General features: G+C 37.8%; 15 protein-coding genes. 5 read left to right on the top strand and 10 right to left on the bottom strand.

What is annotated here, in order from left to right; genetic code table 11:
* Positions 1 to 76: 76 nt before the first annotated feature.
* Positions 77 to 1,468 carry a WS/DGAT/MGAT family O-acyltransferase gene (locus HX005_RS13285; RefSeq protein ID WP_107007817.1) on the top strand — a complete coding sequence of 464 codons (1,392 nt, stop codon included), beginning with the start codon at positions 77 to 79 and terminating at the stop codon, positions 1,466 to 1,468.
* A 66-nt stretch (positions 1,469 to 1,534) separates the two neighbouring features.
* On the opposite strand, the gene HX005_RS13280 is transcribed toward HX005_RS13285, so the two are convergent.
* From HX005_RS13280 to HX005_RS13255, 6 genes are all read right to left on the bottom strand, one after another.
* Positions 1,535 to 1,708, bottom strand: coding sequence for a PA1571 family protein (locus tag HX005_RS13280; protein WP_171405102.1), 174 nt, complete (start codon positions 1,706 to 1,708; stop codon positions 1,535 to 1,537).
* A gap of 128 nt (positions 1,709 to 1,836) precedes the next feature.
* Entirely contained in the window at positions 1,837 to 3,291 is a 1,455-nt protein-coding gene (rng, locus tag HX005_RS13275) for a ribonuclease G (RefSeq protein WP_107007819.1), read from the bottom strand.
* Between the two features lie 40 nt (positions 3,292 to 3,331).
* The gene (locus HX005_RS13270; protein WP_286377717.1) at positions 3,332 to 3,898 is read right to left on the bottom strand and encodes a Maf family nucleotide pyrophosphatase; all 567 of its coding nucleotides are present in this window, start codon (positions 3,896 to 3,898) and stop codon (positions 3,332 to 3,334) included.
* Entirely contained in the window at positions 3,886 to 4,383 is a 498-nt protein-coding gene (mreD, locus tag HX005_RS13265; RefSeq protein WP_286377716.1) for a rod shape-determining protein MreD, read from the bottom strand. The genes HX005_RS13270 and mreD overlap by 13 nt, the downstream gene beginning before the upstream one ends.
* Positions 4,370 to 5,227 (bottom strand): rod shape-determining protein MreC, encoded by an 858-nt coding sequence (mreC, locus tag HX005_RS13260; RefSeq protein ID WP_107007822.1) that lies wholly within the window; start codon positions 5,225 to 5,227, stop codon positions 4,370 to 4,372. The genes mreD and mreC overlap by 14 nt, the downstream gene beginning before the upstream one ends.
* A 31-nt stretch (positions 5,228 to 5,258) precedes the next feature.
* Positions 5,259 to 6,299: a rod shape-determining protein gene (locus HX005_RS13255; protein ID WP_107007823.1), complete on the bottom strand. Its 1,041-nt coding sequence runs from the start codon at positions 6,297 to 6,299 to the stop codon at positions 5,259 to 5,261.
* A gap of 134 nt (positions 6,300 to 6,433) precedes the next feature.
* Here HX005_RS13255 and gatC point away from each other — a divergent pair, with 134 nt between their 5' ends.
* From gatC to gatB, 3 genes are read left to right on the top strand one after another with little or no spacing between them, the layout of a single operon-like run.
* Positions 6,434 to 6,748 carry an Asp-tRNA(Asn)/Glu-tRNA(Gln) amidotransferase subunit GatC gene (gatC, locus tag HX005_RS13250; protein WP_107007824.1) on the top strand — a complete coding sequence of 105 codons (315 nt, stop codon included), beginning with the start codon at positions 6,434 to 6,436 and terminating at the stop codon, positions 6,746 to 6,748.
* Between the two features lie 50 nt (positions 6,749 to 6,798).
* Positions 6,799 to 8,277 (top strand): Asp-tRNA(Asn)/Glu-tRNA(Gln) amidotransferase subunit GatA, encoded by a 1,479-nt coding sequence (gatA, locus tag HX005_RS13245; RefSeq protein WP_107007825.1) that lies wholly within the window; start codon positions 6,799 to 6,801, stop codon positions 8,275 to 8,277.
* On the top strand, positions 8,277 to 9,752 hold the full coding sequence (gene gatB, locus HX005_RS13240; RefSeq protein WP_286377715.1) for an Asp-tRNA(Asn)/Glu-tRNA(Gln) amidotransferase subunit GatB: 1,476 nt from the start codon (positions 8,277 to 8,279) through the stop codon (positions 9,750 to 9,752). Before gatA ends, gatB begins: the two co-directional genes overlap by 1 nt.
* 29 nt (positions 9,753 to 9,781) lie before the next feature.
* Here the strand turns inward: gatB and HX005_RS13235 are convergent, their stop codons facing one another.
* Genes HX005_RS13235 through HX005_RS13220 form a run of 4 tightly spaced genes read right to left on the bottom strand, consistent with a single transcriptional unit; the run spans position 9,782 to position 12,337 of the window.
* Positions 9,782 to 10,717, bottom strand: a complete 936-nt coding sequence (locus HX005_RS13235; RefSeq protein ID WP_286377714.1) for a DUF4435 domain-containing protein — start codon at positions 10,715 to 10,717, stop codon at positions 9,782 to 9,784.
* The gene (locus HX005_RS13230) at positions 10,714 to 11,241 is read right to left on the bottom strand and encodes an AAA family ATPase (protein WP_286377713.1); all 528 of its coding nucleotides are present in this window, start codon (positions 11,239 to 11,241) and stop codon (positions 10,714 to 10,716) included. The genes HX005_RS13235 and HX005_RS13230 overlap by 4 nt, the downstream gene beginning before the upstream one ends.
* An 11-nt stretch (positions 11,242 to 11,252) precedes the next feature.
* Positions 11,253 to 12,092 carry a hypothetical protein gene (locus tag HX005_RS13225; protein ID WP_286377712.1) on the bottom strand — a complete coding sequence of 280 codons (840 nt, stop codon included), beginning with the start codon at positions 12,090 to 12,092 and terminating at the stop codon, positions 11,253 to 11,255.
* Positions 12,093 to 12,139: 47 nt separating this feature from the next.
* A complete protein-coding gene (locus HX005_RS13220) occupies positions 12,140 to 12,337 on the bottom strand; it encodes a hypothetical protein (protein WP_502872744.1) in 198 nt (65 codons plus the stop codon).
* 102 nt (positions 12,338 to 12,439) lie between these two features.
* Between HX005_RS13220 and HX005_RS13215 the strand changes: the two genes are divergently transcribed.
* Complete coding sequence (locus HX005_RS13215; RefSeq protein ID WP_286377711.1) at positions 12,440 to 12,733, top strand: hypothetical protein; 294 nt, start codon at positions 12,440 to 12,442, stop codon at positions 12,731 to 12,733.
* Positions 12,734 to 12,766: the final 33 nt, after the last annotated feature.

Raw genomic sequence — 12,766 nt, 5'->3', positions numbered from 1 at the left:
CTTCTAGGTTATAATTCTAAAACTCAACACTCATGTGCGAGTTGTTGTAAAAATTGCAGTGAGGCAATCCAGAATCATGCGTCCTTTACATCCAATCGATTTTATTTTTTTAAATTTAGAAAAACGTCAACAACCTATGCATGTGGGTGGATTGTTTTTATTTGAAATCCCAGAACATGCACCCTCTACATTTATTCAAGATTTAGTTGCAGATATTCGTAATTCTAAATCTATTCCTGTTCCCCCTTTTAATAACCGTTTAAGTGGATTATTTTGGGATGAAGACGAAGAGTTTGATATTGACCATCATTTTCGCCATATTGCCTTGCCACATCCTGGACGTATCCGTGAACTTTTAGTATACATTTCACAGGAACATAGTGCCTTAATTGATCGTGCAAAGCCTCTTTGGACGTGTCATATCATTGAAGGTATTGAAGGCAATCGTTTCGCGATGTATTTTAAAATCCATCACGCCATGATTGATGGCGTTGCGGGTATGCGTTTATTGGAAAAATCTTTTTCTAAAGATCCAAACTCTAAAACGATTGTACCGCCTTGGTGTATTGAAGGAAAACGTGCCAAACGCTTAAAAGCACCTAAAGTCAGTAAAATTAAAAATATTTTATCAACAATTAAAGGGCAAATTGAGGTCACACCTAAAGTTACCCAAGAACTGTGTCAAACTATTTTTAAAGAAATGGGAAAAAACCCAGATTATGTTTCTAGCTTTCAAGCACCAAGTAGTTTATTTAATCAACGGGTAAGTTCTTCTCGCCGTTTTGCTGCTCAATCTTTTGAGCTTAATCGTTTTAGAGATATTTCTAAAGCACTCAATGTCACCATTAATGATGTGGTTTTAGCTGTCTGTTCTGGTGCATTACGTGAATATTTAACTACACAAAACGCTTTACCTAGAAAACCATTAATTGCGATGGTACCTGCTTCGCTACGTGATGATGATTCTGATATGAGCAATCGCATCACGATGATTTTAGCAAATCTTGGCACACATAAAGAAAATCCTTTAGAGCGCTTAGATATTATTAAACGCAGTGTACAAAACGCAAAAAATCGTTTTAAACGCATGAATGCAAATCAAATTTTAAATTATAGTGCTTTTGTTTATGGTGCGGCAGGTTTAAATATCGCTTCAGGTATTTTACCTCGACATCAAGCCTTCAATGTCATTATTTCAAATGTCCCTGGACCACGAGAGCCACTCTATTGGAATGGTGCAAAACTCGATGCCATGTATCCTGCTTCTATTGTCTTAGATGGTCAGGCTTTAAATATTACCATGACCAGTTATTTGGATAAACTAGAGGTTGGCTTAACAGGTTGTCGTAGAGCTTTGCCAAAAATGCAAAATTTATTGACACATTTAGAAGATGAAATTCAAAGGTTTGAACATTTAATTGATCGAACAGATCATTTGGAAGATATTGCCAATTCTGAATTAGCTTAAATCATTTTGAGATCAATATTTTTTAACAAATACCAAGAAAAGAATTAAGGGGCGATAATCTGCCCCTTAATTTTTAACATTTCGACACTGATTTAACAGCTCATGACACATATTAACCACCATATCTTTGGTGATTTTTACTTCTTGACCATTGTCATCCAACATCACACATGTATTTTTCGGTTGATTTTCTAATACATGATTCATGTTACGTGTAATTACTTGTTCAGTTGCGCTCATTTTAACCTCACTTGCTAAGACCATAAAGGGAGAAAGTCTTTGGCTACCTTTAAATCTAGTATTGTAAAATCAGCGCAAAAAGTAAAATTTTAGATGTAACAACTGTTTAACGATATCCTGTTACAAAATTAGCTCAGAATGATATCGTATTGCTCTTGCGTGTATAAATTTTCGACTTGGAACTTGATGACACGACTAATAAAATGCTCTAAATCCGCCACAGCTGGTGCTTCCGCCGTCAGTAAACGATCAATTACCGATGGGTGTGCAATCACAGTAAAACCACTTTGTGACTCATAGGCACGTGCATATCTCAAAATTTCCCGAAAAATTTCGTAACACACTGTCTCTGCAGTTTTGACATAACCACGACCTTGACAAGTTGGGCAAGACTCACAAAGTAAATGTTCAAGTGATTCACGTGTACGTTTACGTGTCATTTCAACCAAACCCAGTTCTGATACTTGGGTAATTTTGGTTTTAGCATGATCACGTTCAAGCATTTTCTCGAATTGTGTCATGACCTCATCACGGTGCTGTACTTCTTGCATGTCGATGAAATCAATAATAATAATACCACCCAAATTACGCAGTCTAAGCTGACGTGCAATAACTTGTGTGGCTTCCATATTGGTTTTAAAAACAGTGTCCTCAAGTGTGCGCCCACCCACATAAGAACCCGTGTTGATATCTATTGTGGTCATCGCCTCGGTCTGATCTATCATCAGATAACCACCAGACTTCAATGCAACCCGTGTTTGCAATGCCTTTTGAATATCTTCTTCGACATTATATAAATCAAATAATGGACGTTCACCTGGATAATGCAATAAGCGACTTTGCATGGTAGGCACAAATTCATTGACAAATTCTTGTAACTTCCCATGAATTTCACGTGAATCTACATAAATTTTTGCAGTATTTTCATTTGCCAAATCACGAATCACACGCTGCGGTAATGGAAGCTCTTCAAAAATCAGTGAAGGTACAGCAATAATTTTTTGTTTTTTCTGAATATATTCCCAAAGCTTTGCTAAATAAGCCATATCTTGTGCGATTTCTGCTTCATCCACACCTTCTGCTGCGGTACGAACAATAACGGAACCAGGAAGTTTATGCTCAGCTTGAATACGCTCAATCATTGAACGTAAACGATCACGCTCACCTTCTGACTCAATGCGCTGTGATACACCAATATGATGCCCATACGGCATTAAAACCAAGTAACGTGAGGGAATTGAAAGATCAGTGCTCAGCCGTGCACCTTTTGTCCCCAACATATCTTTCATTACTTGAACAGTCAGAATTTGCCCTGTGTGTAATAACTCAAAGACATTGGGTGTAGGTTGGTTGCGTTGCCAAACCATATCATTAATATGTAAAAATGCTGTACGAGACAGTCCAATATCGACAAAAGCGGCTTGCATTCCGGGTAAAACACGTACCACTTTTCCCTTATATATATTGCCTACAAGACCACGTTTTACTGTACGCTCAACAAATAACTCATTGACTGTACCATTTTGGATTAGCGCCACCCGACATTCCATAGGGGTGACGTTAATCAATAACTCGTCAGACATAACACAACTCAAAACATTATAAAAATTCTTGTTGAAGCAGCTAATTTAATGCCTTAACTGCTTTTAATAACTGTACCGTCTCATGTAAAGGAAGCCCAACAACATTGGTATAACTGCCTTCAATGCGGGTAACATATTGTGCAGCGATTCCTTGAATTGCATAAGCACCTGCTTTGCCTAAAGGCTCTCCTGTTGCCCAATAATATTCCATATCTGCTAGGCTTAATTTTTGTAATTTAACACGTGTTCTTACCACTTGCGTTTCTGACTTTCCAGCCATCGCAACAGAAATACCCGTTAACACTTCATGTTCATTATTGGACAATAATGACCAAATTTCAAATGCATGCTGTTTAGATTCAGGCTTGCCAATAATTTGACCATTGAATACTAAACTTGTATCGGCTGCAAGTACGATCGCATGAGGCTCATGCATTAAAACAGCTTGTGCTTTGCAAGCTGCTAAACGACTCACATAATTTTCAATGGTTTCATTTTCTAATACGGACTCATCAATATCTGGGCTAAAAATCGTAAATTCCAAGCCCAATTGTTGCAATAGTTCTTTACGTCTAGGGGAACTAGACGCCAGTATTAGATTCGCCATCTTTTTAATAAATAGTAAAGAATTGGCCAGCTAAAAATACTCGCCAGTAAAGGCTGCCAATGTCGAGTTAAAGAAAAACGTACACCAAGCATGGTTTGCGCCATGAGTGTTAATACCAAATGAGCCACAAGGGATAATGTAATAATCACCCATAAATTACTAAAAGTGAGTACACGCCGTTCACGAATAAAATAACGTGTCAGAAATGCGAGTACAACATAACTGAGCGCATTCATTCCCAAAGGAGCATCTAATAGCAAATCTGTGAATAAGCCCATTGAAAAGGCAAACCACACTCCACACCATGTTGGCTGACATAACACCCAAAACAGTGTAATCAGCAACATAAATAATGGTCGCCATCCAGCATAGGCATAGGAAAGCGGATAAACGACTAAAATTGATCCAATGATTATTGAAACAACAATAATCATAAATGGATCTTTACGCTGTTTATCTGAAGGGAAACTTTTAGCGATCAACATGTGGCTGCTCCATCGCTAGAGAATCTGAAAATAACACCACGACATGGTGACCACCCGCAAGTTGTGCCGCTGGTGCAACATCAATGCTGGCAAATTCACCTGAATTATGACGCATGACTTTGGTCACAGAACCCACTAAATATCCTGCTGGAAAATGTTGTCCTAAACCTGAACTATACACTTTATCCCCAACTTTGATATTGGCACTGGTTGGAACATATTCCATTTTTAGGCGACCTAAATCTCCTGTACCTGTCACAATTGCACGCATGCCTGAGCGCTCTAAACGTACAGATAATGAATGATCTTTATCTGAAAGCAGCATGACACGGCTACTATGAGGATAGACATTAACAATCTGCCCCATAATCCCTTTATCATCTAGCACAGTTTGCCCAACTCGCAGTTGGCTTGAAGCACCACGATTAATAATAATGATATGACGTAAAGGATCAGCATCAGTTCCAATCACTTCAGCAATTTCCATACGACCATCAATAATTAAAGGCGTATCTAATAAGCCACGTAAACGCGTATTTTCCGCAGAAAGTTCTGATAGTTTCTGTAGGCGCACCTGAGCCTGAAGCAGTTCCGCTTGCATCGCTGTATTTTCTCGACGCAATTGGGCTTCAGACTTGGTTTGTTGATTCAGCCATTCTTTCGACAAAACGGGATAGCTTGCGAGTGCATAAATAGGATTATATGCTGCATACAAGACATCTCTTGCAGGTTGAATCACATGAGGCATGCGCCAATTAAAAAATAGCACAACCAAACATGTAATCACCGCAATGATAAATGAACGAAAAGATGGCGGTTGTCTTGAAAAAAGATTCGGTTGCACCGCCTCGTCCTTAAACTGAGTCTACTAAAGTTTAGCCTACAAAAAGCATATCATGGTTTGGATTATCAAAGAATTCTAAGACTTTTCCACCGCCACGAGTAACGCAAGTTAGAGGGTCTTCTGCAACAACGACAGGTAAACCTGTTTCTTGTGCAAGTAACTTATCTAAATTACGTAATAATGCACCACCACCCGTCAACACGATACCGCGTTCTGCAATATCTGAAGATAATTCAGGTGGTGTTTGCTCTAATGCAGATTTTACTGCTGAAACAATACTTTGTAGTGGATCTGCAATGGCTTGGCTAATTTCATCTGAAGTCACTGTAATCGCACGCGGTACACCTTCAGCTAAATTACGACCACGCACTTCGATTTCTAGAGTAGCAGCATCAGCAATTGCCATACCTACTTCTTTTTTAATCGTTTCAGCAGTGGTTTCACCAATCACACAGCCATGTGCTTTACGCACATAGTTAATGATTTGTTCATCAAAGACATCACCACCGATACGTAATGAATCTGCGTAAACACAGCCTTGCAAAGAAATGATTGCAATTTCAGTGGTACCACCACCGACATCAACAACCATAGAACCACAGGCTTGTTCAACTGGCATCCCCGCGCCAATCGCCGCAGCCATAGGCTCTTCAATTAAACGTACATCTCGCGCACCTGCATTAAATACAGCTTCACGAATCGCACGGCGCTCTACAAGCGTAGATTTGCATGGAACACATACAACTACACGTGGTGCAGGTGGAAATAAACGTTTTTCGTGCACTTTACCAATAAATTGATTTAACATAGTTTCAGTGACTTCAAAATCTGCGATCACACCATCCTTCATTGGACGAATCGCAGAAATATTTGCAGGGGTACGGCCAAGCATTTGCTTAGCATCTAAGCCTACAGCCGCTACAATTTTTTGTGAGCCACTGTGGCGAATCGCCACAACTGTCGGCTCATTTAATATAATGCCCCGTCCTGGTGCATAAATAAGTGTATTAGCAGTACCTAAATCAATGGCAAGATCTGGCGAAAACAAGCCAATTAGTCGTTTTAGAATCACGGGTCGTTCTCAGTTAAACTTTAGTATGGACGCAAGATGGCAACTTTAACTAAATGTGATGCTTTGGACAAGTCAATCGCTTATTATAACGCACGATATTTTAACTTTTTTTAAAACTGATTAGGTGAGACATCATGTCAACTTCAGATGCACAGCAATCTGCAGAGTTAAATGCACAAACTGTTTCAGCAATCGCCAAGCTGGCTCGACTGGAGCTAAATGATGCGCAATCTGCTGAATATGCTCAAAGTTTAAACAAAATTCTTGGAATGATGGAAACGCTCAAAGGTATTGATACCGAAGGTGTTGAGCCTTTAAAAAGCCCTTTTGACAACCCTCAGCCACTACGCGAAGACCAAGTATCTGAAAGTAATCATCGTGAAGAATATCAAGCTGTCGCGCCTGCTGTTCAAGATGGTTTGTATCTTGTTCCTCGTGTGATTGAATAATATTTAATCAGATCAATCTATTTTTAAATTAATCGTAAAGAATTGTTCCCATGACTGATTTACATCGCTTATCTATTCGTGAAATGGCTGAAGGCTTAAAAACCGCTCAGTTTTCATCACGCGAATTGACACAACACTATTTAAACCGTATCGCAAAAATTGATACACAAGTTAAATCGTATATTACGGTAACGGCTGAACAAGCTTTAGCCCAAGCTGATGCAGCAGATACTGCGATTAAAACAGGTAATGCAACTGTTTTAACGGGTGTACCGATTGCCCACAAAGATATTTTTTGTACCCAAGGCATTAAAACCTCTGCGGGTTCCAAAATGCTCGACAACTTCATTTCACCTTATGATGCAACTGTGGTTGCCAAAGGTAAAACAGCAGGTCTAATCACTTTAGGTAAAGTGAATATGGACGAGTTTGCCATGGGTTCAACTTCTGAAAACCCATTTTATGGCGCAACCAAAAACCCTTGGAACCTAGAACATGTTCCGGGTGGTTCTTCTGGTGGTTCTGCTGCGGTGGTTGCTGCTGATCTTGCCCCTTTTTCTACAGGTACAGATACAGGCGGTTCGATCCGTCAGCCTGCGTCATTCTGTGGTTTAACCGGTTTAAAACCAACCTATGGTCGTGTTTCACGTTTTGGTATGATCGCTTATGCATCATCTATGGATCAAGGTGGTCCAATGGCACGTTCTGCTGAAGACTGTGCTTATTTGATGAATGTCATGGCAGGTCATGATGCCAAAGATTCAACCTCAGTTGAAAAAGACGTTGATGACTATGTTGCCAATTTAAATGCTACAGCAGTTAAAGGTCTGCGTATTGGTATTCCAAAGCAATACTTCAATGTTGCAGGTTTGGATGCAGACGTAAAAGCACGTGTTGAAGAATCTCTTAAAAAATTAGAAGAAATGGGCGCAGTTCTGGTTGAGATTGATCTCAACATGACAGAAGCTTATGTTCCAACGTATTACTTAATCGCACCTGCGGAAGCATCTTCAAACTTGTCACGTTTTGATGGTGTGCGTTATGGCTACCGTGCAGAAAATCCTGTTGATTTAATGGATTTATACAAACGCTCACGTTCTGAAGGTTTTGGTACAGAAGTTCAACGCCGTATCTTGATTGGTACTTATGCGTTATCTGCTGGATACTACGATGCCTACTATGTCAAAGCACAAAAAGTTCGTCGTTTAATCCAACAAGACTTCTTAAAAGCATTTGAATCTGTGGATGTGATTGCAGCCCCTTCTGCGCCAACCACAGCCTATAAAATTGGTGCGAACCTCAGCCCAACTGAAATGTATTTAGGCGACATTTATACACTTGCCGTGAACTTAGCAGGTCTACCTGCCATCAATGCACCTGTTGGTTTTGATGCAAACCAACTTCCTGTTGGCTTACAGTTGATTGGTCATTATTGGTCAGAATCTCAACTGCTTTCTGTTGTGCATCAGTATCAACAAGCGACCGATTGGCATAGCAAACGTGCAGCAATTGCGGAGGAGAATGCATAATGGCTCAAGCTCAAAAGAAACCAAAATCACTCTTGATTCATGGTTGGGAAGTCGTTATTGGGATCGAAATCCATACGCAACTTGCAACAAATTCTAAAATTTTTTCAGGTTCCTCAACCACTTTCGGTCAAGACCCAAATACTCAAGCAAGCCTTGTTGATTTGGCAATGCCGGGTGTATTGCCTGTATTGAATAAAGAAGTGGTTGATCTTGCAATTCGTTTTGGTTTGGGGATTGATGCGTACATTGACCAAGCTTCGGTATTTGCACGTAAAAACTATTTCTACCCTGACTCTCCAAAAGGCTATCAAATCAGCCAAATGGATAACCCGATTGTGGGCTTGGGTCATATCGACATTCAACTTGAAGATGGTACTGTAAAACGCATAGGCGTAACACGTGCACACCTTGAGGAAGATGCGGGTAAATCGGTTCATGACCAATTTGAAGGCATGTCAGGTATCGACTTAAACCGTGCAGGTACACCGCTTTTAGAAATCGTGTCTGAACCTGATATGCGTTCGGTTGAAGAAGCTGTTGCCTACATTAAAGCGATTCATACGCTTGTACGTTGGTTAGGTATTTCTGATGGTAACATGGCAGAAGGTTCGTTCCGTGCTGACTGTAACGTGTCTTTGCGTCAACCGGGTGATGAGTTTGGTACTCGTTGTGAGTTGAAAAACCTTAACTCGTTCCGTTTCATTGAGCAAGCGATCAATGTTGAAATTGAACGTCAAATGGATATTTTGGAAGATGGCGGTAAGATCGACCAAGAAACGCGTTTGTTTGATCCTGTGAAGATGGAAACACGTTCGATGCGCTCGAAAGAAGAAGCGAACGATTACCGTTATTTCCCTGATCCTGACTTGTTGCCTGTGATCATTGCCGATGCGCAAATTGAAGCGGCTCGTGCTGAGTTGCCTGAGTTACCGAAAGCGCGTCGTGCGCGTTTTATCGCTGACTTTGGCGTGACTGAGTATGATGCTCACGTTCTGACTTTAACTCGTGAAATGTCTGAGTTTTATGAAGATGTGGTGAACGCTGCGGGTGGTGCTGCACAAGGTAAAGTGGCAGCAAACTGGGTGATGGGTGAATTCTCTGCTGCTTTAAATAAAGCGAGCTTAGAACTTGCTGACTCGCCTGTTTCTGCTGAGAAATTGGGCGGTATGGTTGCTCGTATTGTGGATAACACCATTAACGGTAAGATCGCGAAGCAAGTGTTTGGCTTTATGTGGGATGAAGGCAAAACTGCTGACGAAATTATTGCGGAAAAAGGCTTGAAACAGGAAACTGATACAGGTGCGATTGAAGCGATGATTCAGGATGTACTTGCGGCAAACGAGAAGATGGTTGAAGAGTATAAATCTGGTAAAGAAAAAGCCTTTAACGGTCTTGTTGGTCAGGTGATGAAAGCAGCAAAAGGCAAAGCCAACCCTGCTCAAGTGAATGAATTGATGAAGAAATTGATTGGTTAAGGCTGATCTTGCTTAAGAAGAAACCCGCTTTAAAGCGGGTTGTCTTCAAACATTTTTTCATAACGTTCTAAAATATCAGTAAATATCTCAGGATTTGATTTAGGTATCTTATCAAAAAGATGGCTTTGTAGAATAGTTCCTTGTAATCCTATTTTGACCTTGTATAAGCATTTATCATGAATACCTGCTGTACAATAATCACAGGTAGATATTAAAGCCAAACTACAAGCCTGAGGTAACGTAGCTACTTGCTCCTTAACACAATCTAACCAAATATCTAATAACCATTTCCCTTTACATATATCCATCATAACATCTACATTTTTAGAAAATTCTTCTGCACACTCCAATAGAATAGAGATTTCAGTTTCATTATATAACTTTGAAATATGATTTTTAATTGCTCCAGGCTCCATATCATATTTAGCTTTAGATATATACTCCCTATCCCTTGCAGACTTTAAAGCATCTAAAACAGGAAAATAAATAATATCTAAAGTACACCTTATTGACTCTTCGAATATATAAGAGATAAGCTCATCATTAATAATACTCATCTCACCCTCAAGAATATAATGTAATATACTCTCTAATGATGTTTTATTAACAAAATAGGACTCAATAGAATAATAAATCAAAGTATATATCAAATCATTATTAGGTATTTCAAGTCTGTGATTCCGTACATCTTTATCAATTATCCCTAAAACAAATTTTTTTAATTTACTAGCAGAATGATAAGGATTAGCTTTTAAGTCATTCAAAGCATCAATAACACCCTTACAACCCTCAGTGTAATCTTTAATTAATTCAACTGGTTTAAATATTGGTTGCTTTTTGGTTGAATTACTTAAAATTCCGCTAAATTTCTTTAGATCATCATGCCCTTCAACAATTAATAAACGAGTCTTTGTCATTACTGCATTAATAAAAAGAGTATCTATATCAAGTTTTTGAGTAATCATCTATCAACTACCAACTCACATAGATAATCACTTCTTCCACTAACAATAAATGGCGAATGTGAAGCAACAATAATTTGTGTATTAGGCACTAACTCTTTCAACAAACCTAATAAGTCACTTTGCCATGATGTATTTAGAGACATTTCAGGCTCATCTATTAACAGTAGATCTCTATCATTACATTTAAAAAGAACAGTAACTAAAAATGTTAGTATATGCCTTTCACCACTAGATAAATCATCTAAACTATGTCTATTCCCCCCAACTTGAATAACAACATTTCCATTATTGTACCCCTCACTTTCGACCAATATTTTTTTATCATCGATCAAATAATCATTAAATTTATTAATAAGCAACTTAAATCTTGGTAAAAAATCATCATTATTATCAATATAATTCAATAATGATTTAAAAATAGAGGATATAAATAAATCATTTACAACATTTTCAGCCTGGTTAATATTATTAATTGATTCCAATACTTTTATAAATCTATCTTTAAAATTAAATTTTGACTCCAACTCACTAGAGTTTAAAATATTTTTTTCTTTGATTTTAAAAAATTATCAGATTCTTTTAAAATAGAAATTAGTCTTTCTTTATGTGAAAACAAATCTTTTGCTTCAAGACTTTGAATTTCAGACTCATTAGAAGGACCTTTTATATTCCTTGAAAAATGAGCATCAACTACATTATTAAAAGCCATCATAAAAGTATTATTGACATTTACGTAACGTTCTAAAATTGATTTTTTATATTCTTCCAATATTAAATATTCTAAATCTTTTACTTCAAAGTTTTCTAAATAAACATAATCAACATTAAAATCTTGATCAAGATTTTTTATATTATTAAACTTTAATTTATTTATATTTGTCAAAAAATCAAATATTTCATTACTTAATTGTCTACGCATAGGTTTTGAAATATGCGTCATAGCATTTGATAAAGAATGTTTTGTTTCAAAAAAATCTTCAATATCAGTTGCATCAACATGTTGTAAAGATTTACTACCAATTCCACGTTCAATTGATATGGACAAAGATTTTAATTTTACTAAATCAGACTTTTCAAACTGCTTCCAATCGAACATTTTCGTTTTATCATTATAACTAACAACAATTGTTATATCTTTGAAGGAAGGACTATCGGCCATCTCATTAACATAAACACAAGTTACTTTCTTGACTTTTAAAAGCTTTAAATATTCTTCATTTTGGTCTAAAAAGCTATACATCCCTTTAAGCAATGATGTCTTACCACAACCATTATCAGCATAAACTATAGAAATCTCATTTGCAAAATTGATATAGGCTGTTCTCTCTGAACTCTTAAATCCTTCAAATTTAATATATTTTAATTTTATTGCCATGAAGTAATCCTAAAATTAAATTTCATATAATTCTAACCGTTAAAGCTTTAAAAAGTAATAAAAATATTAGTTTCTACTAATATAACTGTATCAACACTAAACACCCAAAACACCACACCCTTTTCTTTATTCTCAACCTCTACCCAACCACCATGTAACTGTACAATCACCAAGCCTAAACCACCTGTTTGCACCTTTTTATGCCAACTGCCATTCACCTGATAAAACCAATCAAACACAAGCATTATAAATCCTTGCTTTAACAAAGCATTATGACCATCAAAAAAGCCTCCTCAATTACCAAACTCAAAGAACTTGGGCGTGTATGCCTCTTCGAATCATTCTTTATGCATGACTTTCTTTATAGCGAAATCGCCAATTGGTACGGTATACGAAACTTTCCTGACTACCCTGATATTGCCATTCGTACAGGCTCAGAACTCTGCCAACAACTGCTAGAACCACTCCAAGACAAATTTGGACGGCTTGAAATTCGATCTGCCTATCGTTCATGTACTGTAAATCAACTCGGTAATGAAAATAAACATAACTGTGGCAGTAACGAAAGTAACTATGCAAGTCATATTTGGGATTACCAGAGGTGGTCCCACTTGTTTGAACAACTAAAAGCGTATTTATAAGTGATATTCCGCTCTAGTTAAGCCACCTTGTTT

This window comes from Acinetobacter sp. R933-2 (assembly GCF_030325485.1).
Lineage (GTDB): Bacteria > Pseudomonadota > Gammaproteobacteria > Pseudomonadales > Moraxellaceae > Acinetobacter > Acinetobacter sichuanensis.
Note: the sequence above shows the minus strand (reverse complement) of the source record. Positions and strands in the feature narration are given on the sequence as shown.

Coding starts and splice junctions, on each gene's coding strand:
- HX005_RS13285 (WP_107007817.1), top strand. CDS start 77: ATGCGTCCTTTACATCCAATCGATTTTATTTTTTTAAATTTAGAAAAA.
- HX005_RS13280 (WP_171405102.1), bottom strand. CDS start 1,708: ATGAGCGCAACTGAACAAGTAATTACACGTAACATGAATCATGTATTA.
- rng (WP_107007819.1), bottom strand. CDS start 3,291: ATGTCTGACGAGTTATTGATTAACGTCACCCCTATGGAATGTCGGGTG.
- HX005_RS13270 (WP_286377717.1), bottom strand. CDS start 3,898: ATGGCGAATCTAATACTGGCGTCTAGTTCCCCTAGACGTAAAGAACTA.
- mreD (WP_286377716.1), bottom strand. CDS start 4,383: ATGTTGATCGCTAAAAGTTTCCCTTCAGATAAACAGCGTAAAGATCCA.
- gatC (WP_107007824.1), top strand. CDS start 6,434: ATGTCAACTTCAGATGCACAGCAATCTGCAGAGTTAAATGCACAAACT.
- gatA (WP_107007825.1), top strand. CDS start 6,799: ATGACTGATTTACATCGCTTATCTATTCGTGAAATGGCTGAAGGCTTA.
- gatB (WP_286377715.1), top strand. CDS start 8,277: ATGGCTCAAGCTCAAAAGAAACCAAAATCACTCTTGATTCATGGTTGG.
- HX005_RS13235 (WP_286377714.1), bottom strand. CDS start 10,717: ATGATTACTCAAAAACTTGATATAGATACTCTTTTTATTAATGCAGTA.
- HX005_RS13225 (WP_286377712.1), bottom strand. CDS start 12,092: ATGGCAATAAAATTAAAATATATTAAATTTGAAGGATTTAAGAGTTCA.
- HX005_RS13220 (WP_502872744.1), bottom strand. CDS start 12,337: ATGCTTGTGTTTGATTGGTTTTATCAGGTGAATGGCAGTTGGCATAAA.
- HX005_RS13215 (WP_286377711.1), top strand. CDS start 12,440: ATGCATGACTTTCTTTATAGCGAAATCGCCAATTGGTACGGTATACGA.